The sequence below is a fragment of the Peribacillus sp. RS7 genome (genome assembly GCF_041956845.1).
GTDB lineage: Bacteria > Bacillota > Bacilli > Bacillales > DSM-1321 > Peribacillus.
This window is the reverse complement of sequence record NZ_CP168135.1, coordinates 4,200,516-4,225,160: the sequence shown is the minus strand read 5'-3', so window position 1 is coordinate 4,225,160 and position 24,645 is coordinate 4,200,516. Positions and strand designations below refer to the sequence as shown.

Genomic DNA, 24,645 nt, shown 5'->3' with positions numbered 1-24,645 from the left:
AAATAAAGCGAATTTTCACACTCTTGGATACTAAAAATCAGCCCCTTCAGTTGAAGAATAAAACCGCTTGCCATCCATGACTGGAATTAATGACGGTTCTATTTTTTTAACCAATTAATTCGCTAACAGTAGCAAGAATCATATGAGTTTAAAAGGTTGTGTTTTTTAATCTGTAACACAAATTCTGTAATGTCATGTTCTTTGACCTTGCCAGCTTTTCAGGTTGTTCGCAGAATTAACCGTACTTCTAATCTCTGTTTATGCAATCCATCCCCGATTGACAATTGGTTGCTTATCTATCCAATTTCCTTTTTTATTTTTTATCACCTTTATTATTACTTCATGTCTGTGGATTCCCTACTTGAGAAACCCTTAATCATTTACTCTGGCTCTACTGCAATATTATTAAAAGGGGATAGACTATCCTTAACGCAACTTTGATGGTAATCAAACGTAATAATAGTAGTAGGATAGCATCTATTATCATGATATGTATAAAACGAGGCATTTGCATGGACAAATTATCAGATTAGGAATCAGCTTTTGATAAAGGTATTCTTTAAATTATGTCGAAAGGGATTTAGTAACAATGGAAGGAGTGAGAAAATGGAAAAGGACCGTGCCAAGAAAATGTATGATTACCACGTTTGGGCTAATCAGCAAGTGTTCCAAAACCTAAAACAATTACCGGACGGAGTCTATGGCGACACGATAAAAAGTGTCTTTCCCTCAATTAAGGAAGTCCTGGTTCACCTTTACGCAACAGACGTCACATGGTTGGAGATAATGAAAGGAAGCACCATTCAAGATACTTTTAAGAAAGTTAAAAGGCGACGGGAAGAAGTGGATGGAGTTTCAATAAATGAACTTGAATCCTACTATGATGAACTTGCAAAGGATTATGACGTTTTTCTTGCTACGCAGCCTGATCTTGAACGGACCATTGTAACCGAACATCCCAAAATGGGGGCGTGTGAGTTTGTACTTGCCGACCTCATCCATCATGTAGTGAATCACGGGACCTATCATCGCGGTAATGTGTCGGCGATGCTCCATCAACAAGGCGAGCGTGGCACACCTACAGATTATGTATTTTACTGTTTAAAATAAGCTCGGTATGGCACCTCGAAAACAAAGAAACATCAATTAGGAGGTGTGGCTGTAAATATCTAAAGCTCATTCCAGATGAATGCAGATGATTCCCTTTCCAGGATCGTCTGCTCTTTTACTATAAGGAATGACAATCCGATTGCTCGAGGCGTATGGCAGATAGAAAAAAGGCATTGATATAAGTACCAATGCCTTCAATATATGGTTACATGCTCTTTAGAGCTTTACCCGTTGAAGACGAAGTGCATTTAATACGACTGATACAGAACTGAAAGCCATGGCAGCACCCGCTAACCATGGGGCAAGCAGTCCAATTGCCGCAATTGGTATTCCGATTACGTTATAGGCAAATGCCCAGAATAGGTTTTGTTTGATATTTCGCATCGTTTTCCTGCTCATGAGGATTGCATCTGCAATACTGTTCAAATCACCCCGGATCAAAGTGATATCAGCAGCTTCCATGGCTACGTCCGTCCCTGTTCCGATAGCCATTCCTATATCAGCAAGTGCAAGCGCGGGTGCATCATTAATCCCATCCCCGACCATTGCCACTCTTTTACCGGCTGACTGAAGTTTTTTAACTTCTTCCGCTTTCCCTTCTGGAAGGACTTCTGCAATCACTTGGTCAATGCCCACTTGATCTCCGATTGCATTTGCTGTCTTTTGATTATCCCCGGTTATCATGATGACCTGGATATCCATTGCTTTTAACCTTTTAATCGCCGTTAGGGAGGTATCTTTAATCGTATCCGCAACAGCAATGATGCCTGCATATTCTCCTCCAATGCTTGCGAGCATCGCGGTTTTCCCTTGCTCTTCAAGTTCTTCCATCGCTGTTAGCGCCTTTGTGATATCCACGTTATTTTGCTTCATCAATTTACGCGTTCCCACGAATAACACTTTTTGATCCACTACAGCTCTCACCCCGTAACCAGGAATCGCTTCAAATTCCTCAACCACCGCAAGTGATATCTGTCTTGCTTGAATTCCTTGAACGATCGATTGGGCAAGAGGGTGTTCAGATTGTTTTTCAGCTGCACCGATAAGAGATAAAAACTGTTCTTGTTCCATTCCATTCTCGATGAGGACATCGGTCAGTACAGGGGTACCATTCGTTACCGTTCCCGTCTTATCCAAAATGACCGTATCAATATGGTGAGTGGTTTCCAAGTGTTCCCCGCCTTTAAATAAAATACCGAATTCGGCGGCCCGACCTGATCCTGCCATGATGGATGTGGGGGTGGCCAGACCTAAAGCACATGGACAGGCTATGACAAGCACTGCAATCATCGCTTCAAAAGCTGGTGTGAATTCTCCAGGGTTAACCCATATCATCCAAACCAGAAAAGTTAAAAGGGCGATCCCGACAACAATTGGAACGAAAACACCGGAAATTTGGTCAGCAAGCCGTTGAATCGGAGCTTTGGACCCTTGCGCATCTTCGACGACTTTGATGATTTGGGAAAGAGCTGTATCCCTTCCGATCTTTGTCGCTTTCATTTTGAGAAAACCATTTTTATTCAATGTTGATCCGATCACAGGATCCCCGTTTGTTTTATCCACCGGAATGCTCTCACCCGTTAACATGGATTCATCGACTGCAGAGTTCCCTTCGATCACTTCTCCATCGACAGGGATCTTTTCACCCGGCTTCACCAAAACAGTATCCCCTACAATGACTTCTTCAAGCGGTATTTCACGTTCTTCCCCATTCCTTAACACCAATGCCGTTTTGGCCTGAAGCCCCATCAATTTTTTGATGGCCTCGGAAGAACGCCCTTTTGCTTTTGCTTCAAAAAGCTTCCCTAAAAGAATGAGGGTGATAAGAATCGAACTAGTTTCGAAGTAAAGTTGTGCTGTATTGTGATGGGAACCGCTTGAGGTGATTGCCTGATAGACACTGTAAAAATAAGCAGCGGATGTTCCCATTGCAACCAATACATCCATATTGGCACTTTTGTTTTTTAAGGCTTTATAAGCACCAACATAAAACTGCTTCCCAATGATGAATTGCACAGGGGTGGCAAATGCCATTTGCACCCAGGGATTCATGAGGAAATCAGGCATATAGATGAACGAAGTAAAACTGAAATGACTTACCATCGCCCATAACAATGGAAAAGATAAAATCACCGAAAAGATGAAGTTATTCTTTTGTTTTTGAATTTCTTTCTGACGGAAATCCACTGAATCCCTATTATCTTCCTTGATGATCGCCCCATACCCCAACTTCTCCACTCGTTGAATGATATCAAGTGGGGAGGCTTCGGAAGGATCATACTCGACGGTCGCATTTTCGAGCGCAAGATTCACATTAGCCATACTCACTCCATCCAACTTATTTAACCCTTTCTCAATTCGGGTAGCACAGGCAGCACAGGTCATGCCAGTAATCGTAAATTCCTTTTTCTCTTTCACTACATCATAGCCAAGGTCTTGTATCTTCTTTTCAAAGTCATGGGTGCTTAATTTTTCCGAATCATATTTTATGACCGATTTCTCAAGGGCCAAATTAACGGTGGCTTCCTCAACGCCTTCCATCCTGTTTAACCCTTTTTCAATCCTGGTTGCACAGGCAGCGCAAGTCATGCCTGAAATCTGCATACTTGTTTCTTTTATCTGTCTGCTCACATCATCCCCGCCTTCCTATACCACTCTGGGGTATAATTCTTTGTAAAAAAGAAGTGCTTTAACAGCACCCTCAAATCTTACTCGACATCGTAGCCTTGATCATCAATCGTTTCTTTTATTTTTTCAAGTGATACTTTTTCATGATCAAACGCTACATCCACTTTGCCTGCATCCAAATTCACTTTTACGCTTTCAACACCTGCCAGTTTACCTACATTCCCTTCAACTGCATTCACACAATGACCACAAGACATTCCACTTACATTCAATGTTACCTTTTCCATTTTAACCACTACTCCTTTATTTTTTCATTAATTTTTGTATCGTTACAAGCACTTCATCTATAACCTCTGTATCCCCATCATTCAGGCGTTCGACCACACAATTCCTTAGATGGCCTTCCAATAAAATCTTGGCCACACTATTCATCGCACTTTGTGTAGCTGCTATTTGGGTAATCACATCATCACAGTACGTATCTTTTTCAATAAGACCCTTTATACCGCGAATTTGACCTTCGATTCGATTTAACCGGGTTGTTAAATTCTTTTTTACTGCTTCTGAGTGATGACTCTTTCGGCCGTGAGAAGAAGTCGTACAGCATTCTTCTTCATTCATAGAATCTTGACTATTCATCATTTCATCCATTCCCATCCCTCCTCGAAAATTAATATACCATACCCTCCTACCCTATGCAAAGAATTAGTTTTTTGTTCATTATTTACTACAATCTTAGTTCTTTATTCATATCATTGGGATTAGGTCTTTCTAGCAACTAAACTCACTTTCACAATATACTGTTTAAGGGACAGGTAATTAGCAGATCATCCATACAGTTTATTAAAACATTAACCATAATTAAGATGTGCTTCACTATCAATCAATTGTAATTGATACTGCCTAATCAATTCTATTAATAACTCACTATATATTTTCTCGCCCGCTTCATTTTCTACTGTACTATACCCTGCTTTCTGTAATGCTGTCGCCTGCTCCGTATAAGTTTTAGAAGAAAATAAACCATTCTTTTCATATCGGGGATTTTCAGTTAAAAAAACTGAATGATCTTGGAGAGAATCGGAAATCGTATCATACACTCTAAAATCAGCTTGAATATTCTCTTCATGAAATTCACTCGTACTAATATTTGCCGACTTGCCATCCCAGTTATAACTTTTTATCCCAAAAATATTGTTATACTTCACTGACAACTCTGATTTTCCCCAACCGGATTCCAATATAGCTTGTGCTATTGTAATTGAAGGAAGAATACCATATTCTTTATAATTATCAATGGCCCCCTCTTTTATGCTGGAAATGAAACTCACTTGCAAGCTATCTTTATTTTCTTTATTTGAGCTAGTACCCTCAGCATTTAAATATTTCAAATATGCATGGACTTCTTTTTTTTGTTTTTCACTATAACCTAATGCTTCAATCACTTCATCAACCTCTTTCAATCGATATTGATTTTTCTTCTTCTCAATAAACAGATTTGCCGTCTTTTCTATTTCTTGCTTTGTCATTGTGTCTAGTGCATATTCCACACTCGCTATCGCAGCAACGTCTTTCCAGTTCACTTGTATTTTCCCAATACTTGTCTCATCAATAACATTTTGAATTTCTTTCATTTTTTCTGTAGAAATTGAGTTAATATCAAATAATTTTATAAAATTCAGAGCTCCTATCAATATCAATGCAAAAATAATAATTTTCCCTAATCTTGCTCGTTTCACTTTTCTTCCCCTTTTCATCCCTTATTTGGAACATCGAAAGTCCATCTCTGATTAATATAGTACCTTTCATATGTCACAACAGTATGACAAAAAAAGCATCACCAATGTGGTGATGCCCTACTGTGTTTCAAACCATATCGTAAAATGAATATTCATCTCGTTTAAAGTAACTTCATATCTTAAATCATTTTTAGCCAATATATTGGCTACTATTGCCAAGCCCAATCCCGTTCCAGAAATTTCTTTATTTCTCGATTTTTCTATCACATAAAAAGAATCCCATATATTTTGCAAATGTTCTTCTTTTACTATTGTTGTTTTATTTTTTATTTCGAATTTCAAACTGCCGTCAAAATCATTCTCCAATGTTATGACAAAAAAATCTTCTTCCCCATACTTAATGGCGTTGCTAATAAGGTTGTTAAATACAATATCCATTTGTCTTTTATCTGCTTTTACCATGCATTTCTCAGCTGAATCTAAGTGATCGCGAACTTCTATGCCAGCGTTATTCAATAGAGCTTTATAATGGAAAATTAACTTTTGGAGAAACTCTCTTAAATCGAACGTTTCTTTGCTGGCATCCAAGGCTTGCACTTTAGCAAGCATAATTAAATGATCTACCATATCAGATGTATTTTTCACTTGTTCCAAGATAACATTTGTATATGTCCCATCATCTAAGCCATCCATTATGCCGATTGTATAGGCTTGTATTAATGATAACGGTGTCTTCACCTCATGGGATATGTTTGTTACCAATGAATTTAAATTCTGATTTTTCATTTCCAATTGTAAATGGGCATTTTTTAAGCGAGTGCTCATATCATTGATACTGTGAGATAATTCCTCTATTTCATCTCCTGACTTTATATCTACTTGTTTAAAGTTCAAATTGGCAATATCTTTTGCCACACTTTGTAGCTTTTCTAATGGAGTAATGATTTTTTTGGAATAATATGCGACTAACAATAAGATGATGATGATACCGAAAACAATGGAGTAAAAATTTAGTTGATTGATAATTTCCATGGCATCGGTATTATGAACGACAACTGTACCGATTAAAACCAGGTGACCCTCCTGCTCATACAATAAAGTCAGCAAGCTTGACTTTATTTTCCCTTGATTATATAACTGTTTGACAATTTCACCCTCGTTTACCTTTTTTAATGTATCCTCCGTTATCCAAAACTTATTCAATGGAATTTTTTCTTTATATAGACTAAATTGCATAAGCTCATTCAGTTCATCGATATTACTTTTATTTTCGATGATAACGATTGTTACATTGTTAGTAATTTCAGTGGAATTTTCAATTTCCTTTAATTTATTGATACTCAAATCATTTATTTCATCGTAAGTTGATGTGAGTTTTTGCTTCATTTTATACAAATAATAATCAGACAAAAAATAGTTGTTTAATAAATAAGATATACCGAAAACGATAACCATTATTATACTGACCATGGATAATAATTTAGTGCTTATTTTATTGCTCTTTATCATGGAAGCTATACCCCAATCCCCTATGAGTGAGAATGTTGTGAGCCCCAATCTTATCCCGCAATCTATTAATATGCGTGTCGACTGTTCTTTCTTCCCCGATATAACTCATTCCCCATACCATTGATAACAAAGTATCCCTGGACAATATTTGCCCCTTATTTTTATATAAAAATGCCAACAACTCAAATTCTTTTTTGTAAAGGATTACTTCATTACCATTTTTATATACTTTCAGTCTAAGCAAATCGATTTTCAAATCCCTGATCCCTACTATTTTTTCCATACCAAGCATCTTTTTCACTCTTAGAATCAATATTCGCGGGTCAAATGGTTTTCGGATATACTCATCGGCTCCAATATCTAGTGCACTGAATTCATCATCATTAGATGATCTAGCTGTCAGCATCACTACTTTCACCAAGCTCACTTTCTTTATTTCAGAACAGACTTCCATTCCATTTAATTTCGGCATCATCCAATCCAACACAACCAAATCGATTTTATTAGAAAAGAAGAGGTTCAAAGCCTCATCACCATCATAAGCAACATACACATTAAATCCTTCTTTCTCGAAATAAGTCTTCAATATGACTGTCAACCGTTTTTCATCATCAGCTATCAAAATGTTCATTGAAAACTCTCCTTATTCATCCAAAAAAGTGAAACCTTAATATAAGACTTCACTTTCTTTTTATGTTTTATTACAAATAGAAGTTATTTCCCCATTAATTCCTTTTTCAGCACATTCCAAATCGGATTATTTATTTCTATTTCTTCTCGGTTTGGCTTTTCACCATTATCCAACGCCCCCCAGTATTTCCAGTTAGGCGCCTGATTCCCGAGTTGATAATCCATCCCCTCCCAAGTATCTTCACGGAATGCATAAAAGGCCCAATGCCACCCATAATCATTGAAAACTGAAATTAAGTCATCAATATACCTGTCAGAGCCTTCGACCCTACGATTAATACCAAATTCTTCGGCAATAATACGATTATCTGGTATATTATTTTCTTTTGCCCACTTCCTAACAGGTTCTAAAAATTCCTTTAAGGCACTTTTATCAAATGTTTTCACTGTTTGCTGTTCTCCAACTCTCACGGGACCAGGGTATTTATATTTAAAACCTTTTCTTTTATTTTGACTTGTCATTTCATATGGCTCATACATATGGAACGCATATAAAACCTTATCATCCTTAATTGGTTTTAAATATTCAAATGCCCATGGCGTGGCATAAAGACCCGAATTAAGAATAATCGGTGTTTCTTTATCCACAGTTCGAACAGAATGTACAATTGTTTTATACAATTCATTTAAATCTGCTGCTGTATGTTCTACATTGTTATACCACTCCCTATAATCCTCTGTCCAAAAATCATTGAATCCTGTAGCTGTTTCGGGATGTGGTTCATTAATCAAGTTATAACCTACCACAGCCGGATGATCTTTCAATCTCTGTGCAAGATCTCTCCAGAATAAAGCGGATTGTTGATGATATCTAAAATCTTTCCAAATGCGATCATCGTTTTCATAATTGTTAAACTGTCTCCACCGGTTTCCTGGAAGACTGAGTACTGTCAAAACAACCTTAGATCCACGTTCATACGCAGCATCCAAATCTGACTTCAATTTAGAAAAATCTTCCTCATCAATACCTTTGTATTCATCTGCGTTTCCCATTAAAAAATCTCTTTTAGGATGATCATCAGGCTGGTCATTAAACAAAAAGTCATAGTCTTTTGCCCATTTATCGGGAGCCAAACGAATAAATTCAATATTAAACTCATTGGCTGCTTTATAGTTTTCAGGCAAGGATTTGGAATTCATGAAATTCGTTCCTCTTTTCTGTTCATCCCAAAACCCTACTTTTCCACTAGAGGTGTCGTCAGCTATTAGTTCTAGCTCCTCCTCTTCCTTCGGAATCATCGTACTGCATCCAGATACGAATAATGCCATCATTGTCAATATAAAGGAAATCAAAATTTTAAATGTCTTCATGTAGTTCTCCCCTAGCCTTTATTTTTTTCAAGTTCACCACTCAAATGTATTGTAGAAAACGTTTGTTACAGGAATGTCACAATGAACATTGAACAAAAAAGAATGATTTCCTTCGCTTACAGGACATCATTTAAGATAGGTTCCTATATAGTAAGAAACAATTCTACATTGAATTTTTGCTTCTCGAAAACATAAAAAAACGCAGGGGATACATTTTTTCATGTATCCTCTGCGTTTTGTATTTTCATTTTGAGTTAAAATGACAAAATGTGATGCTTACAGTCCGTTTGAACTATTATGATTCCTTTTCTTTTTCACTAAAAGGATGATGGCAATGATAAAGGCTACTACGCTATAGATCCAGGTAAACATAAAGGCCAGACCCAATCCAATATTTGCATCCATATAATCGCTTTTCACGTGATCTATGGCTAAATATAGAAGCGGTGCACCTCCAATGATGAGCAGGATGACCAAGAGAACATTCCATTTCGGGTTCCTTATTGATAAAATCATAATGATAAAGGATAGCAAGAGAAACGCTTCTGATGCTATCGTCAAAGTTACCAGATTGCTCATCATAATTCACTCCTAATCGTGGTTGCATAAATGGAATATTTTAGATGTGTTCACTTATATATATGTTCCTTTTCAATCCTTTTTCATTTATCCCATAATATTTATTAATCATTCACTTTGTTTACTGCTGAATATAGGCACATCTTTTTTAAAAAAACCTGAATACCTCCAAAAGGCAATGAAGGATCCAGGTTTCATGTTAATGTTTCTTTGATAATTGCAATGCATTCTTGATGCTTTTCAGTGATTTTGAGCTTCCATACATCAAGACTCCACCACGATAGATTTTTGCTCCGATTATTCCAAGTAAAACAATGGTTAAGATCAATACTGCAATGCTGATGGCGATTTCCCAAAATGGGACATCGAGCATGCCTACGCGTAGGAACATGATCATTGGCGTGAAAAATGGAATGAAAGAGGTAATCGTAATATAACTGGCTGAAGGATTACCCAGTCCAAACATCGCAATCATAAAGGCAATGACCACCAACATGGTCATCGGTGAAATCATTTGCTGGACATCTTCAATTTTGCTGACAACGGACCCAAGGCATGCCGCAAGAGTCGCGTACAGAAGATAGCCAAGCAATGCGAAAATGATCGCATAAATGATCGTGGAGATATTGATGTTGCCGAAACCAAAAAATGAAAAGAATCCTTCATTCATACCTGTCAGGTTTTGTTTAATCGAGAAATAGCCCACTCCAAAAAATAAAATCATTTGAGTAAGACTAAGCAAAGCCACCCCCATTATTTTGGCAAACATCTGCGTGACGGGCGGGACACTTGAAATCAGGATTTCCATGACTCGTGATGTTTTTTCAGTGGCTACTTCCATTGCAATCATCGTTGCATACATCAATACACCGAAGTAAATGACGAATAAGAGCACATACACGAGACCGCGTGCTTGATTAAGATCTTCTTCCGTTTTGGCATTCTTCTGGAGCGCAACCGTTTCAAAGGCTGGCGGTGTATTCAATCGAGCGATTTGCTGCTCTGTCAATTTCAATTCCTTCGCCGTTATTTGACCTTTCAATTGGGTAAGTGCGAGAAGCAAATCATTGCTTACCATGGAATCTGAAATTTGATTCGCTTTATACGTTCCCTTGAAACCGACGCTGTCATCGTTTTCGATTAACAGATACCCAACGATTTCTTCAGCGCTAACCATTTCCTCCGCTTCCTTTTCATCCTTGGCGGATAGTACCGAGAGATCTTCGTTCACACTTGCTACCGCACTCTTATAAGGAGCAAATAAGCGATTTTCAGTTTGATCGATAACGGTAACCTTTTCCTGATCATCACTATCGAAAGTATCAATAAGCTTCGAAATATTCGTAAGAACAAGAATCAAGGCCATCATAATGATTGTAGAAATGATAAAGGATTTCGTTTTTAATTTTGATAGATATGTATGGGAAAGAACAATCCAAAATTTATTCATAGACTGCACCTACTTTTTCAATGAAAATATCAGTCAGCGAAGGTTCTTCCAATTCGAATTTCCGGACGAACCCTCTTGGAACAAGATCACGAATCATGGTCTCTGCTACATCTTCACCAGTGACTTGAAGGATTTTCCCTTCCATCGTGTTCTTAACTTTTGTTACACCAGGATAGGTATCCAAGAAAGATAAATCAAAATCAGCTTTAATCGACACATTCTTTTTACCAAAAGAACGCTTAATTTCTTTTAATTTCCCAGCCACAACCGGGGAACCTTTATGCATGATGCATAGATGCTCACACATCTCCTCAACATGCTCCATGCGATGGCTCGAGAAAACGATCGTCGTCCCGCCGTCCCTTAAGTCGATGACCGCTTTCTTCAGTATTTCCACATTAACCGGATCCAGCCCGCTAAATGGTTCGTCAAGAATAAGTAATTCTGGTTTATGTATCATGGAAGCGATCAGCTGGATTTTTTGCTGATTTCCCTTTGAAAGCTCTTCAACTCGTTTATCGATGTACTCGGGTACCATAAAGCGGTCTAACCAATACTCTAGCTCTTTCAAAGCATCCCGTTTATTCATCCCTCTTAATCTAGCCAAATACACTATTTGATCGCGCACCTTCAGTTTAGGATATAGCCCCCGTTCCTCCGGAAGATAACCAATCAATGAGCTATTCGTATAATCGATTTTCTTACCACCCCAACTTATTTCTCCTTCAGTTGGGTCAAGCAGGCCGAGTACCATCCGAAACGTGGTCGTTTTCCCCGCTCCGTTCCCACCTAAAAACCCAAACATTTCTTTCTCTGGGATCGTTAAATCAAGCTGATTGACAGCTGTGAAATCCCCAAATTTTTTCGTGACTTCCTTGATTTGTAAAGCCAATGGACAACCTCCTATTATATGATTCTTTATCTATATTATCGGAAATGTTTTCCAAATTCAACTATCACCAAGAAAAAAATCACTCCTTTTCTCCTACGATTATATGCAAATTCCTAAAAAAACATTTCCACTATCCACCATTTCAAAAGAAATGCAAAGTTTGCAATAAGATTTTTCTGCGAATCTTAGAAATACTCCTCCCTTTCCTCCTCTTATTGCATGACATGGAGTTATTCACATTCCCGTAACGTCTCCATCCTACCCCTAACAGCCAGTATGTCACGAAACTGAATAGCCTTATGTCCCCTTTCGCATCCGGTTAACTCATTTCCAACGTATACGATTGCAAAGAAAGGTATATGTCAGCTATGCTATCCATCACTTCGGCAAAATGTTGTCGATGAAATATAAATGGTGGTCATCGTTTTCTTCCAAATTTTTATCTTTCGATTCACTCTGAATAATCAAATATACAGTGTTCCAACGTAACAAAAAATAGGTTGGGTACCCAACCTATTTCCATAAATTCGTCTATTTGCTTGCGATAAATTTAAACTGATGCAAGTGTGTTTTTATTTTACTACCGTCACTTTTACATGACAATTTTCAAGCAATTGTCTTGATGCTTCATCGATTTCTACATCCGTAATGATCTCATCCACTTCACTAGGCGGTACGATTAGCGAAAACGCCTTTTTTCCAAACTTTGAGGAATCTACCATCAAAATCACTGAATCCGACCTTTCGATCATTTTCTTTTTTAATAGAGCCTGCCCCTCATTAGAATCACTGAGTCCTTCTTCTAGGTGAATCCCCTTGCAAGACAAAAACGTTTTGTTGACATGATACATCGTTAATGATTTCTCTGCTATCGGACCAACAAATGATAAAGACTTTGACAGCAATCTTCCCCCTGTTGAAATAACCTCTATTTTTTCTTTTTTACTCAATTCCATAATCACTTTAGTGGAATTGGTAATAACCGTTAGCGGTATGTTTGGTAAGGCTTTTGACATATACCAGGCAGTTGTACTTGCATCTAAAATAATCCTGTCACCTTCCACTACCCGCTTTGCCGCTTCATATGCTATCACTTTTTTTTCGTTGACATTTGTTATCACTCTTTCGGAAAAATGGATTTCCGAATCATCTTCTTGCAGGCTAACCGCACCGCCGTGGCTGCGTATAAGTTTTGTTTCTTTCTCAAGCTTTTCGAGATCACGCCGGATTGTTTCCTCCGTAACTGAAAAGATTTCACTTAATTCTGTAACACGAATACTCGAACGTTCATTTACGAGTTCGACAATTTTTTGGTGTCTTTGAGCTACAAGCATTCCAACTTTCTCCTATCTATATAATCTTTGTTTACTTTTGTTTGTTTTTGTATTGTAACATATATTAAGCCCTCTATATAAATAGAGAGCTTAGGAACTGCTTTTTTTCATTAATATCGTTATTTGGCAATTAGTTTAAAACCTTCAATAATTTCTTCAATATCTTCATCACTAATATCGATTACTTCGCCAATACTTTTAGCGTACACCAATGCTTTTGCACTATATTCAGCTACTTCTAGCCTATCAAATACACTCAGTAAACTTTTTCCTGAGACAACTGCATACCCATTTTCAATTAATAGGACAGGATTATCCTCTGCTAGTTTATCGGCAATCATTCTATTATGATCTTCCCCCATTCCAAAAGGGACTTTATCTATATCCCGAAGAACAATGTAGGCCTCTGGAATTATGTGTGTATTATATTTAACATCTGTCACTGCATAGGCCATTAAAAATCTTGGGTTCGCAATGATTACCGATGTAAGCTCCGGGTTTAACTCATATATTTTTTGATGAAGTTCATAAAACTCACATGGTTCCTTGCCAGCTTCACTAAAATCCTGATGAATAAGAACCAATTCATCTTCCTTAATATATTTACGGTCTTGTTGAGAAGGCGTGATTAAGATAGATCCATCTTTAAGTCGTGTTGAAAAGCTGCCTGATATACTTGTAAAAAGCTGACGATCATATAACCGTTCCAATAACCTGATCATTTCTTGACGGCAAGAATCCTCTTCGACAGAATGGTGCTTCATTTCTATCTGTGTTAATTTATCCACTTTATATAAATCTATTTCTTGTAAATTTTGTTCGGTCAGTTCAAAGGGTTTCCCTATATTTCTCGCATTTATTTCCATACATGCAGTATCTTCAAGGGTTTCAAACAACATAAAAGCATCAAAAATAGTGGGTTTCCCTACCACTATACCATGATTCTCCAATATGACTGCATCCCCTCCTTTTGCAAATTCAGCCGAAATATTTTCTTTTAACTTGTCGCTTCCAGGAATCGCATAGGGTGCAACCTGAAGGGAGTCTGCTACACTCTTATATGCATGTAAAAGCAACTTTGGGTTTGGTCCCTTGCGTGCCATACTAAAGGAAACCAATGCCGGGGGATGTGCATGTACGACAGCTTTAATGTCCGGCCTAGCTTCATAAATCCCCTGATGAAAGGGAAGTTCTACCGATGGTTTATGTTTCCCTATGACTGTACCGTCTTTTTTGACGCACATGATATCATTCATGGTTAATGTTCCTTTATCAATGCCCGATGGAGTAATCCAAAGGTCACCATTTTCATCTAGAATAGACAGGTTTCCTCCTGAAATTGTTGTCATGCCATACTTATAGACACGTTCCATGATCATAACAATTTGTTCGGCTGGATGCAGATTTTCATTCATACTTTATCACTCCTATTATTTATATTCTTTCATGGAAATTGCTTGTTTGAATTTTTCAATCAAGGATGATCCAATTTTTTCTTTTGGCTCATATTTTTTTACAAGAAACGAGTGTTGTATTAACTTACGTGCCGTTTGTAAATCGCTTAATTCATTGCCTGAAATCATTTGCACTAGTATATTCCCAATCGCTGTAGCCTCTGTTGGTCCAGCGTATATGGTTTTCCCGCTAAGGTCTGCCGTAAGTTGATTAACGAATTCATTTTTCGCTCCTCCACCGACAATATGAAGTTGCTCGATTCTTTTCCCCGTTACCTCTTCTATTTGCCGAATGGACATCGCATAAATAATAGACATATTTGTAAATATACAGTTCGCTAATTCACCCACTGTATGTGGAATCTCCTGATTCGTCTCGCGACAATACTGCTGAATTTCTTGAATCATATTTTCTGGATTTAAAAATCGTTTATCATAAAAGTTGATGAACTGCCTGCACTCATTTATTTTCTCTGCCTCAAATACAAACTGCTCGAAGTTATAGTCTTCCTTCAAATGTCTTCTGACTTCTTGAATAACCCACATGCCAATGATATTTTTCAGGAAGCGGAAGGTTCCGTATGCACCCCATTCATTTGTATAATTGTTTTTAAGGGCTAACTCATTCACGATCGGTTTATCGCTTTCAATCCCAAGCAACGACCACGTTCCGCTACTAATATAGGCCCATTCCTCTCCATTACCAGGTGAACCGACTATGGCGGAAGCAGTATCATGTGAAGCAACGATAATCACTTCTGTATCGGGAAGATCAAAAGTAGAAAAACATTCTTTCATCAGTTTTCCTAATCGTTCTCCCGGATTAGCAAAAGGCGGGAATTGATCTTTAGATAATGCAATCAGGTTCAGTAACTCTTCATCAAACTTCTTCGTGTTTACATTCAATAATTGCATCGAAGAAGCACTTGTAACTTCTGTGACCTTTTTTCCCGTTAGGCAGTAACCTAAATAATCAGGCACAGTCATGACATTCATGGTACCTTTCAGCTTCTTGGGGTCTTCTTCGTACAATTGATATAACGTGTTAAATGATAAGAATTGAATCCCCGTTTTTTGATAAATGATTTCTTTAGGTAGGGTTCTTGTGACCTTTTCGATTGTATTTTCGGTGCGCTTATCACGATAAGAGATAACTTCTTGCACTCTCTGTCCATCATCATCCAACAATACGTAATCCGTTCCCCACGTATCAATGCCAAGTGTACAGTGGTCGTATCCAAGCTTTTTTGCTGATTCTAACCCCTTTAAGATTTCATTCAATAAATGATCAATATCCCAAAAACATGTTTCATTTTGTTTGGTGAAGCCATTCGCAAATCGATGAATTTCTTCAATTACTAATTTCCCGTTCTCCATCTTCCCTAAGACCAGCCGGCCACTTGAAGCACCAATATCCACCGCTATATGTATCATTAGTCCACACTCCTCAATTTCTTTAAACCATGCATTATGGAATTGTGATCACGGCCAAAGAAGTCATGCAGCTCTAAATAATAGGCATAGAGTTGTTTATAGATCCTTACATTTTCTTTAACCGGTATAAAAGACTCTTCTTTTACTTTTGCCATTTTAGAGGCAGCCTCCTCTATGGAATCATACCCACCATTTATACGGCCGGCAGCTGTGGCTGCGTATATGGCTGCTCCTAATGCAACCACTTGTTCCCCATCCGCGATTTTAATTTCGCGATTTAAAATATCGGCATATATCTGCATTAATAGTTTATTTTTTTGAGGTAATCCGCCACAGGCAAACAAATCGGTTATCTCTATACCATCATTCTCAAATGTTTCAAGGATTTTCCTTGTTCCAAAAGCTGTTGATTCTAAAAGTGCACGGTATATTTCTTCCGGCTTCGTAGAAAGAGTAATCCCTGCAATGACACCTGACAAGTTCGCATCGACAAGGACTGTTCGGTTGCCATTCCACCAATCTAACGACACTAACCCTGATTGACCAGGCATTAAGCAGGAAGCCTTTTTTTCCAATAAGTCATGTAGATTGACACCTTCTTGCTCAGCTTCTTTCTTTACATACTCCGGAACAGCTTGCTCAATATACCAGGCAAACGAATCGCCAACAGCCACCTGTCCCGTTTCATAACTGAATGATCCGGGAATGATTCCATCTTCCACTACTCCGCAAATACCCTCTATTGTTTGTTTTTTCTCAGCAATTAACATATGGCAAGTAGAGGTTCCCATCGTCATCACAAATTGACCTGGATGGACGGCTCCCACAGCTGGAACACCTGCATGGGCATCGATTATGGCTACAGAAACAGCCGTACCAGGTTTCAACCCAATCTTCTTAGCCATCTCTTCTGTTAAACCACCCGACCGCCCAGCTATGGGTAACACTTCACCACGCAATTTTGTATCCAGAATATCCAGAAGGCGTTCATCAAGAGCCGCTAAAAAAGCAGGGTCCGGATATCCATCTTCTTTATCCCAAAGTGCTTTATAACCGCTCATATTACTGCTGCGTACCAGCTCATTCGTCAGTCGGAAGGTAATCCAATCCCCGGCTTCCATAAATAGATCCGTTTCTTCATAGATATCTGGTGTTTCTCGCAACACTTGCAATATCTTAGGAAACATCCATTCAGAAGAAATTTTCCCGCCATATCGTTGCAGGAATGGCTGATTCGTTGCCTGTGCAATGCGTGTAATATCATCCGCTTCTTTTTGTGCGGCATGATGTTTCCATAATTTCACCCAACTGTGAGGGTCCCTTTTCCATTTCTCATCAAAACAAAGGGGATTTCCCTTCTTATCAATTGGCAAAATGGTACATGAGGTAAAATCGATTCCAATGCCAATCACATCATTTGTATCTACTCCACTTAACCGAATCACTTCAGGAACAGAAGTGTATAAAACGTCCAAATAATCACCTGGATGCTGGAGAGCCCAATCTTTTTCAAGTTTACGACCGTCTGGAAGCCTATTAGACATTACTCCATGACGATATGGTGTAACATGTGTTGCCAATTCATTTCCGTTCGCTATATCTACTAACAACACTCTGCCAGATTCAGTTCCATAATCAATTCCAATTGTATATCTCTCATTCATCCCTTCAACATCTCCTAACATGCAAGTCACTAAATGATTTTAATAAAAAGCCCCCTCTAGATTGTTGAGAGGGGACATTTTGGTCTATCAAACACTAAAAATTAAAATCAGCTGCATTGTCTTTCGTAAAATCTGTCGGTGGTCCCATGATGATTGTTTTTCCATCTTCCCACACATCAATTTCACCTACATTTTCAACTTTCAAACCATCTTCTGGTTTTTCCCCTTCAGCTAAACGTTTGGCAAGGGCAACGGTTAAATAACCTAGTTTGTCTGGCTCCCAAAGAATGGCGACATCTAGAGATCCATCTTCTAAATATGGTGAAGAGTCTTTCGGTAGAGCCGTTCCAACGACTGTAATATCATCTTGCAGTCCTTTTTCCTGAACAGCTTGGGCTGCCCCAAGAGGTGCCGGAGTAGAAAAAGCCATGATTCCTTTTAATTCAGGATTTGATTTTATTAAATCCAATGTTTTTTGGTATGCCACCTGTTGTTTTTCATCCGTCGCGATTTTATCCGAAACTAATTCAATACCAGGATAATTCTCTTCCAGTTCTTTCTTTGCTGCATCAATCCAGGTGTTTAAGTTTGCAGCTGAAAGCCCCCCTGTTAATATCGCGATTTGCCCTTTTTCAACACCCATTTGTTTTACGAGGGATTTAGCGATATGGCGACCGTATGCCTCATCGTCTATTTGGTGGACGGATAATTCTACAAGGGATTGATCAGCTGGTGTATCCCAGTCCATTACAATTATTCCTTCATCCTTCGCTTTTTGAAGGACTGGTGAGAGTGATGCTGCGTCATTTGGAGCTACCGCGATTACATCCACATCTTGACTAATTAAATCTTCAATGACTTTTACTTGCTGTGCAGCATCCGGTTCCGTAGGTCCTGTGTAAATGGTTTCCACACCAAGGTCTTTACCTGCTTGAATCGCTCCTTTTTCAGAAGCATTGAAATATGGTATCCCCATTAACTTTGGAACTACGGCAATTTTCAACTTCTCATTACCACCTCCGCCACTAGTTCCTTTTTCACTGTTTCCCGTTGCTCCTTCTTGTGATACACAGCCTGCTAACAGTCCCCCAGCTAAAATAGCTGTTGCTAAGATCCCCGTCATTTTCTTCATAATGATCCCCCTTGAATTTTTCTTATTTTTTCTAAAGTATTTTCAAAGATTACATGGTCCTGTACATTACGCTACAGAGTTTGAAGGTACATTCTTTTGACTTTTTTCATCTAATTTCGTTTTCACGAAGTTTATGACCAATACCGTGATTAAAATAACCCCCATCATTACAGTCACGATCGAACGTGGTACACCCATTAAGTTCAATCCGCTTGATAACATTTGGAAAATGATCACTGCGTAAACTGTGCCGATAACTTTGCCATAACCACCTTGAATTTCTGTTCCGCCAAGCACGGCTGCCGCTACACTTTGTAATAAATAAGAAGATCCCAGATCCACTTTTGCTGTATTATAACGGGATGTCATAATAATAGAAGCAATTGTGGCAAGAAGTGCTGCATATAAGTAAACCCTCATTAATACCGTACTATTATTTACCCCTGAAAATAATGTGGCGATCGGATTGCTTCCCACCATATAAACGCTTCTGCCCCATTTGGTTTTTGACAGCAATATAGCTGTTAATATGGCAAATAGTACAAAAATAATGATGGAAAGAGGAACAATCCCCATATAGTAACCGTTTCCAATTAAGCTATAACCCTCACTGAATCCTGAAATCGAATTTCCTTTCGTAATGCTTAGGATCACACCTTCAAAAAGGACCATCGTTCCGAGTGTCACCAGTATTGGCGAAACACCGATTTTTGAGATGAGTACGCCGTTAATCAATCCGCAGCTCAGTCCGACTAAAACACCGATTAAGATTGCGGCGAGCATTGGGTATCCGCTGCTTGCCATAAGTGCGATCGTCACGCCAGACAAGGCAGCCGTATACGTAATCGAAAGGTCAATCCCTCCAGTTACAATCACCACCATCATAGCTAAAGCGATTAAACCAAACTCCGGAAGCTGGAACATCATATTGGTTAAATTATTTGAAGAAAAGAATCCAGGTATCGAAAAACTCATTAACACAAACAAGCCTGCTGTAATTACACCTAAAGTATTTTCTTTTGATATTGAAAGCCGTTTCATTTTTTCACCTCTTTCTTACGCTTCCACTTCAATTTTTGCTAACTTATCTTTTGAGCGCTTATATTGAATGTGGTCGTATGACACCGCCAGTAATATAATCAATCCAGTGAATACTTTTTGCCAAAAGGTATCAATTTTTGCCAAGATAAGACCATTTTGTACAATGCCTAGCAGAAGAACGCCCAAAACCGTTCCCAAAATGGTACCGCGCCCCCCCATGATGTTCGCACCGCCCAAAACAACGGCTGCTATGACCATCAGCTCAAGACCAAGCATTCCATTTGGATCCACAGCCTTTGTATAAGCTGTTTGAGCTATGGCTGCTATTCCTGCGAGAAAGCCCATATAGGAGAAGACAAAGATTTGAACTTTGTCAAAATTTATCCCAACCCGAATGGCTGAATCTTTATTACCGCCAATCGCCAATACTTCGCGACCGATTAATGTGTATTTCAAAATATACCAAGTAAACAGGGCAACGGCGATAAAAATAAGAATGATGATAGATACACCAAACACCTCAAAACTAGCAAACTTGATGAATACGGTTGGAAAACTGCTGCTGTTCAAATACTGTCCATTCGTAATGTACAACACGAGACCATTAATGATACTCATCATTCCAAGTGTCACGACAATAGCTGGAATTTGAATCTTTGCAACAAGCAGTCCATTCAGTGCACCTAAACAAACCCCAAGAAATGGCCCAATCAAAAAGAGTAATAGGATAGAGATGGGATGGTCTGGCATGAGCATCATTACCTTCCCAACGATGACACAGACAGCGCTTGTAACAGCGGCGACAGATACGTCAATCCCGCCAGTGATGATGACAAGTGTCATACCCACCGCCAGAATTCCAAGGACAGCATTCCCTTTTAGTACATCCAGCAAATTGTCTACAGTTAAAAAATACGGGCTTAAGAATGTCAATGTAATACATAGAAGCAATACAATCATAGCGATGCTGATTTCCTTCGACTTCAAAATGGCGTTCATGCACGTACCTCCTCTTTTAGCGGAAGCCCTTTTTTGGAAGGCGATTGGGAACCAAGCAGAGCATAATTCATGATATTTTCCTGTGTCGCTTCTTCTATACCAAGTTCTCCGGCTATTCTTCCATGTCTCATGACCAAAATTCGATCACTGACAGCAAGTACTTCTGGAAGCTCTGAAGAAATCACAATAATGCCCATTCCTTCAGCCGCCAGTTCCCTCATTAACTTATGAATTTCAGACTTCGCCCCAATATCAATCCCATTCGTCGGTTCGTCAATAATTAGGATTTGTGGTTTGGTAGAAAGCCACTTGCCGATCACGACTTTCTGCTGATTTCCTCCTGACAGGTCACCCGCTGCTCTTTTAGGCAAAGCCGGTCTAACATCTAGCGTTTTCATATAGTGATCAGCCAGCTTAACTTCTTCCTGTCGCTTAATTAATTTGAATTTATTTCTCAATTGTTTCAAAACAGGTAATGAAATATTATTGATTATGGACTGGCGAAGGATGAGTCCTTGCGTTTTTCTGCTTTCTGGAATATACGCAATCCCTTGTTTTACAGCATGTTCAGAAGACTTGATTTTAGTAGAAACCCCATTTATTTTCATAATTCCATCGTAGGGACTGTTGACCCCAAATATTGCCTGTGCAAGCTCTGTTCTTCCAGATCCGACAAGTCCAGTAATCCCAAGGACTTCTCCAGCTTTCAATTCAAAAGAAATATCTTTAAAGTTACCTTCTTTTGATAATCCATTCAGTTCCAAAAGAGTTTTTCCCGTTTTTCCTTTTACCATATTCTTTTTATATAAAATCTGACGTCCCACCATTAGTGTGATTAATTTATCTTCTTCAAGTTCTTCGGTTTCGTAAGTACCTACATATTTTCCATCGCGCAATATTGTAAATCGATCGGAAACAGTAAATAACTCTTTTAACTTGTGGCTGACAAAGATTATGGAAATTCCGCGATCCTTTAATTTTTGTATAACTTTATAAAGCTTTTCAACTTCCCCAGTGGATAGGGAGGAAGTCGGTTCGTCCATTACAATCAACTTTGAATCAAAAGCGAGGGCTCTGGCGATTTCAATCAGCTGCTGTTGAGCAATGCTTAATTTTTCAACGGGTGTTTGAACATCAATCTCAAATTCTAGTTCTTTAAGTGCCCGTTTTGCTGTATCTTCCATCTCCTTCCATCTAATCTTTTTCCATGGTTTTTTGTCACTATCCCGGCCAATATAGATATTTTCAGCTACAGATAGGTTTGAAAATAAACTTAAATCCTGATAAATGATTGAAATACCTTTTAACGTAGCATCAATCGGTTTTTGAATTTCTGCTTCTTTTCCTTCAAAGTAAAACTTGGCGCCAGGGTCCGGTCGATAAATACCAGCTAATATTTTAATGAGCGTTGATTTCCCGGCACCATTCTCACCTATTAGTGCATGAACTTCTCCTTTTTTCACTTCAAGCTGAACACTATCCAGTGCTTTTACACCAGGGAAGGTTTTACTGACATTCGTCATTTGCAATAAGAAATCAGACATATTTCTCTCCTTTCCAACCTTAATCAGTCATAAATTTGATTCAACTTTTGTTTTTTTCCATAGTAATTAATGTTATTGGTTTCACAAAAATGTTCCACTTCTGCTAGCGTGGGCACACCATCTTGGGCCCCCATTTTCGTTACCTTCATCGCTGCTACAATTGAAGCAAACTCAGCTGCAGATTCGATCGCCTCCCCATCTGCAATGGCACAGGCAAGGGCGCCTGCGAATGAGTCTCCTGCCCCCACTGTATCTATAGCCTTTACAGCAATGGGCTCGATAAAGGTTGTTTCACCGTTTTGATACACCAATGCTCCTTTGTGGCCCAACTTAATAATGCTGTCCACGCCAAAATGATTCTTAAAGAAAACACCCGCTTTGCATGCACTTTCCTTCGAGTTGACGTCGATCCCAGTCAACACTTTTGTTTCCTGCCAATTCGGCGTAATTAAATTGGCATACGTCAGTGCTTCAGTCGTTACCCCTTCTGCAGGGGCAGGGTCTAGGATAATAAACATATTTTTTTCTTTAGCCCTTTTCATGGCATGCAAAACAGCATCACTAGGAATTTCCATCTGTACAAGTAGAACAGCATAGTCATCACTGATGGTAGAAAAACAATGGTCAATATCTCTTCTTTTCAAATCGTCATTGGCCCCTTTAATGACAAGCATCGTGTTTTCTGCTGTAGCATCTACTGTAATGACTGCGCAACCAGTTGGATGTTCTGCAACATGTTTCAGGGAGGATATGTTCACGTTATTTTGAAGAAGAGAACGTTCTATTTCATGTCCGAATGCGTCCTCGCCAACCGCACCGATTAGCTTTACTGGCTTTCCAAGTTTAGCGCACGTCGTTGCTTGATTTGCGCCTTTTCCACCACTTAATAGTTTCATATTTTCTCCGAAGATCGTTTCCCCATGGGCTGGATACTGATTAGTGACTGCGACAATATCCATATTAATACTCCCTACCACTACAATCCCTTTCATGCACAACCCTCGTTTTTCATTTTCATTTGCTCTAAGAATGCCCGGAGTTGGCCAACGGCATCTTCCAGTAATACATCCTTTTTAAATAAACAGGACGTACCGCAAACCAACATGTCGGCTCCATTTTGCAATACACCCGGAATGGTTTCGAACCCAATATTTCCATCTACCTGAATATCAATTTGGTAGCCTTCCGATTGAATTAATTCTTTTATCTTTTTTATTTTCTTATACATAAGCGGTACAAAAGACTGCCCGGCAAAACCAGGATTCACCGTCATCACCGTTACATAATCGACTACATCCAATACATGTTCAAGCTCTGTGATGGGGGTTGATGGATTTAAGGCTACCCCTGCCTTAATCCCATCATTCTTCAGATTTTGTAATGATCTCTGTAAATGGGCAGTTGCCTCTGCATGAATGGAAATCATATCTGCCCCCGACTGAATGAAAAGATCTAAATGGTCTTCCGGTCTTTCAACCATTAAGTGAACATCAAATGGTTTATCCGAGAATTGCCTAATACGTTTAATTAGATCCGGGCCCATTGTAAAATTAGGAACAAACGATCCATCCATTATATCTAGATGAAAGAAATCAACACCTGCACGGTCTAATCTCATTACTGATTCTTGTAAATTCCCCATATCTGCACACATAAGTGAGGGTCCAATTAAGGTCATATAAACACTCCCGTTCCATTTCGTCTTTTATCAAGAAAGCGTTTTCTTTATAAAGGAAGCGCTTTCTTTGTTGATACTTTCACTATAAAGGGAATTGGCATAAGCTGGTAGGTGATAAAATTCGGGTAGGGGGGATTTTCTTCGGGACATTTTCAATGTAGACATAAAAAAAAGCTCCGGAATGGAAGCTTCTACTTTTTCACAAAAAACTCATGAGTATCTCGATATTGAGACGGCAGTTGTCCTGTCCATTGTTTAAACAGCCGACTAAAATATTTGGTATCTTGATAGCCTACTTTTGAAGCAATATCGTAAATCTTTAAATCTGTATGACTTAATAATTCCTTCGCCACTTTTAACCGTTCATTTGTTACATAGTCAAGCACGGTTTCACCTGTCTGATTTTTAAAATACTCACAAAAATAGGTTGAATTTAAATGGACATGATTAGCAATTT

22 protein-coding genes are annotated in these 24,645 nt (G+C 38.7%); 1 reads left to right on the top strand and 21 read right to left on the bottom strand.

What is annotated here, in order from left to right; translation table 11 throughout:
* The first annotated feature begins 606 nt into the window (after nucleotides 1–606).
* Nucleotides 607–1,110 carry a DinB family protein gene (locus ACDZ29_RS21185; RefSeq protein ID WP_375088575.1) on the top strand — a complete coding sequence of 168 codons (504 nt, stop codon included), beginning with the start codon at nucleotides 607–609 and terminating at the stop codon, nucleotides 1,108–1,110.
* 216 nt (nucleotides 1,111–1,326) lie between these two features.
* Here ACDZ29_RS21185 and ACDZ29_RS21180 read toward each other — a convergent pair whose 3' ends face one another.
* The 21 genes from ACDZ29_RS21180 to ACDZ29_RS21080 all read right to left on the bottom strand — a co-directional run bounded on the left by ACDZ29_RS21180 (nucleotide 1,327) and on the right by ACDZ29_RS21080 (nucleotide 24,643).
* Nucleotides 1,327–3,714, bottom strand: a complete 2,388-nt coding sequence (locus tag ACDZ29_RS21180; RefSeq protein ID WP_375091192.1) for a heavy metal translocating P-type ATPase — start codon at nucleotides 3,712–3,714, stop codon at nucleotides 1,327–1,329.
* Between the two features lie 104 nt (nucleotides 3,715–3,818).
* Complete coding sequence (gene copZ / locus ACDZ29_RS21175) at nucleotides 3,819–4,025, bottom strand: copper chaperone CopZ (protein WP_375088574.1); 207 nt, start codon at nucleotides 4,023–4,025, stop codon at nucleotides 3,819–3,821.
* Nucleotides 4,026–4,041: 16 nt separating this feature from the next.
* Entirely contained in the window at nucleotides 4,042–4,380 is a 339-nt protein-coding gene (locus ACDZ29_RS21170) for a metal-sensitive transcriptional regulator (RefSeq protein ID WP_370017022.1), read from the bottom strand.
* A gap of 209 nt (nucleotides 4,381–4,589) precedes the next feature.
* A complete protein-coding gene (locus ACDZ29_RS21165; protein WP_375088573.1) occupies nucleotides 4,590–5,477 on the bottom strand; it encodes a glycoside hydrolase family 73 protein in 888 nt (295 codons plus the stop codon).
* 117 nt (nucleotides 5,478–5,594) lie between these two features.
* Nucleotides 5,595–6,986, bottom strand: a complete 1,392-nt coding sequence (locus tag ACDZ29_RS21160; RefSeq protein ID WP_370014708.1) for a sensor histidine kinase — start codon at nucleotides 6,984–6,986, stop codon at nucleotides 5,595–5,597.
* Entirely contained in the window at nucleotides 6,970–7,617 is a 648-nt protein-coding gene (locus ACDZ29_RS21155) for a response regulator transcription factor (RefSeq protein WP_289324727.1), read from the bottom strand. Before ACDZ29_RS21155 ends, ACDZ29_RS21160 begins: the two co-directional genes overlap by 17 nt.
* Nucleotides 7,618–7,700: 83 nt before the next feature.
* Nucleotides 7,701–8,948, bottom strand: coding sequence for a glycoside hydrolase family 5 protein (locus ACDZ29_RS21150; RefSeq protein ID WP_375091191.1), 1,248 nt, complete (start codon nucleotides 8,946–8,948; stop codon nucleotides 7,701–7,703).
* A 315-nt stretch (nucleotides 8,949–9,263) separates the two neighbouring features.
* Entirely contained in the window at nucleotides 9,264–9,566 is a 303-nt protein-coding gene (locus ACDZ29_RS21145) for a hypothetical protein (protein ID WP_375088572.1), read from the bottom strand.
* 199 nt (nucleotides 9,567–9,765) lie between these two features.
* Nucleotides 9,766–11,016, bottom strand: a complete 1,251-nt coding sequence (locus tag ACDZ29_RS21140; protein WP_375088571.1) for an ABC transporter permease — start codon at nucleotides 11,014–11,016, stop codon at nucleotides 9,766–9,768.
* A complete protein-coding gene (locus ACDZ29_RS21135; RefSeq protein ID WP_375088570.1) occupies nucleotides 11,009–11,908 on the bottom strand; it encodes an ABC transporter ATP-binding protein in 900 nt (299 codons plus the stop codon). Before ACDZ29_RS21135 ends, ACDZ29_RS21140 begins: the two co-directional genes overlap by 8 nt.
* Before the next feature lie 572 nt (nucleotides 11,909–12,480).
* Nucleotides 12,481–13,242 carry a DeoR/GlpR family DNA-binding transcription regulator gene (locus tag ACDZ29_RS21130; protein ID WP_375088569.1) on the bottom strand — a complete coding sequence of 254 codons (762 nt, stop codon included), beginning with the start codon at nucleotides 13,240–13,242 and terminating at the stop codon, nucleotides 12,481–12,483.
* 119 nt (nucleotides 13,243–13,361) lie between these two features.
* The gene (locus tag ACDZ29_RS21125) at nucleotides 13,362–14,657 is read right to left on the bottom strand and encodes a class II aldolase/adducin family protein (protein ID WP_375088568.1); all 1,296 of its coding nucleotides are present in this window, start codon (nucleotides 14,655–14,657) and stop codon (nucleotides 13,362–13,364) included.
* Nucleotides 14,658–14,672: 15 nt separating this feature from the next.
* Nucleotides 14,673–16,130 (bottom strand): rhamnulokinase, encoded by a 1,458-nt coding sequence (gene rhaB / locus ACDZ29_RS21120; RefSeq protein WP_375088567.1) that lies wholly within the window; start codon nucleotides 16,128–16,130, stop codon nucleotides 14,673–14,675.
* A complete protein-coding gene (locus ACDZ29_RS21115) occupies nucleotides 16,130–17,794 on the bottom strand; it encodes a ribulokinase (RefSeq protein WP_375091190.1) in 1,665 nt (554 codons plus the stop codon). The genes rhaB and ACDZ29_RS21115 overlap by 1 nt, the downstream gene beginning before the upstream one ends.
* Nucleotides 17,795–17,888: 94 nt before the next feature.
* Entirely contained in the window at nucleotides 17,889–18,926 is a 1,038-nt protein-coding gene (locus ACDZ29_RS21110; RefSeq protein WP_098373087.1) for an autoinducer 2 ABC transporter substrate-binding protein, read from the bottom strand.
* 66 nt (nucleotides 18,927–18,992) lie between these two features.
* Nucleotides 18,993–19,967 (bottom strand): ABC transporter permease, encoded by a 975-nt coding sequence (locus ACDZ29_RS21105; RefSeq protein ID WP_375088566.1) that lies wholly within the window; start codon nucleotides 19,965–19,967, stop codon nucleotides 18,993–18,995.
* A gap of 15 nt (nucleotides 19,968–19,982) precedes the next feature.
* On the bottom strand, nucleotides 19,983–20,966 hold the full coding sequence (locus tag ACDZ29_RS21100; RefSeq protein ID WP_098373089.1) for an ABC transporter permease: 984 nt from the start codon (nucleotides 20,964–20,966) through the stop codon (nucleotides 19,983–19,985).
* Nucleotides 20,963–22,510, bottom strand: coding sequence for a sugar ABC transporter ATP-binding protein (locus ACDZ29_RS21095; protein ID WP_375088565.1), 1,548 nt, complete (start codon nucleotides 22,508–22,510; stop codon nucleotides 20,963–20,965). The genes ACDZ29_RS21100 and ACDZ29_RS21095 overlap by 4 nt, the downstream gene beginning before the upstream one ends.
* A gap of 23 nt (nucleotides 22,511–22,533) precedes the next feature.
* Nucleotides 22,534–23,502 (bottom strand): ribokinase, encoded by a 969-nt coding sequence (gene rbsK / locus ACDZ29_RS21090; protein WP_375088564.1) that lies wholly within the window; start codon nucleotides 23,500–23,502, stop codon nucleotides 22,534–22,536.
* Nucleotides 23,499–24,188, bottom strand: a complete 690-nt coding sequence (gene rpe, locus ACDZ29_RS21085) for a ribulose-phosphate 3-epimerase (protein ID WP_375088563.1) — start codon at nucleotides 24,186–24,188, stop codon at nucleotides 23,499–23,501. The genes rbsK and rpe overlap by 4 nt, the downstream gene beginning before the upstream one ends.
* 191 nt (nucleotides 24,189–24,379) lie before the next feature.
* Nucleotides 24,380–24,643, bottom strand: coding sequence for a helix-turn-helix domain-containing protein (locus ACDZ29_RS21080; protein ID WP_375091189.1), 264 nt, complete (start codon nucleotides 24,641–24,643; stop codon nucleotides 24,380–24,382).
* Nucleotides 24,644–24,645: the final 2 nt, after the last annotated feature.

Coding starts and splice junctions, on each gene's coding strand:
- ACDZ29_RS21185 (WP_375088575.1), top strand. CDS start 607: ATGGAAAAGGACCGTGCCAAGAAAATGTATGATTACCACGTTTGGGCT.
- ACDZ29_RS21180 (WP_375091192.1), bottom strand. CDS start 3,714: ATGCAGATTTCAGGCATGACTTGCGCTGCCTGTGCAACCAGGATTGAA.
- copZ (WP_375088574.1), bottom strand. CDS start 4,025: ATGGAAAAGGTAACATTGAATGTAAGTGGAATGTCTTGTGGTCATTGT.
- ACDZ29_RS21170 (WP_370017022.1), bottom strand. CDS start 4,380: ATGATGAATAGTCAAGATTCTATGAATGAAGAAGAATGCTGTACGACT.
- ACDZ29_RS21160 (WP_370014708.1), bottom strand. CDS start 6,986: ATGATAAAGAGCAATAAAATAAGCACTAAATTATTATCCATGGTCAGT.
- ACDZ29_RS21155 (WP_289324727.1), bottom strand. CDS start 7,617: ATGAACATTTTGATAGCTGATGATGAAAAACGGTTGACAGTCATATTG.
- ACDZ29_RS21150 (WP_375091191.1), bottom strand. CDS start 8,948: ATGATGGCATTATTCGTATCTGGATGCAGTACGATGATTCCGAAGGAA.
- ACDZ29_RS21145 (WP_375088572.1), bottom strand. CDS start 9,566: ATGAGCAATCTGGTAACTTTGACGATAGCATCAGAAGCGTTTCTCTTG.
- ACDZ29_RS21140 (WP_375088571.1), bottom strand. CDS start 11,016: ATGAATAAATTTTGGATTGTTCTTTCCCATACATATCTATCAAAATTA.
- ACDZ29_RS21130 (WP_375088569.1), bottom strand. CDS start 13,242: ATGCTTGTAGCTCAAAGACACCAAAAAATTGTCGAACTCGTAAATGAA.
- ACDZ29_RS21125 (WP_375088568.1), bottom strand. CDS start 14,657: ATGAATGAAAATCTGCATCCAGCCGAACAAATTGTTATGATCATGGAA.
- rhaB (WP_375088567.1), bottom strand. CDS start 16,130: ATGATACATATAGCGGTGGATATTGGTGCTTCAAGTGGCCGGCTGGTC.
- ACDZ29_RS21115 (WP_375091190.1), bottom strand. CDS start 17,794: ATGAATGAGAGATATACAATTGGAATTGATTATGGAACTGAATCTGGC.
- ACDZ29_RS21110 (WP_098373087.1), bottom strand. CDS start 18,926: ATGAAGAAAATGACGGGGATCTTAGCAACAGCTATTTTAGCTGGGGGA.
- ACDZ29_RS21105 (WP_375088566.1), bottom strand. CDS start 19,967: ATGAAACGGCTTTCAATATCAAAAGAAAATACTTTAGGTGTAATTACA.
- ACDZ29_RS21100 (WP_098373089.1), bottom strand. CDS start 20,966: ATGAACGCCATTTTGAAGTCGAAGGAAATCAGCATCGCTATGATTGTA.
- ACDZ29_RS21095 (WP_375088565.1), bottom strand. CDS start 22,510: ATGTCTGATTTCTTATTGCAAATGACGAATGTCAGTAAAACCTTCCCT.
- rbsK (WP_375088564.1), bottom strand. CDS start 23,502: ATGAAAGGGATTGTAGTGGTAGGGAGTATTAATATGGATATTGTCGCA.
- rpe (WP_375088563.1), bottom strand. CDS start 24,188: ATGACCTTAATTGGACCCTCACTTATGTGTGCAGATATGGGGAATTTA.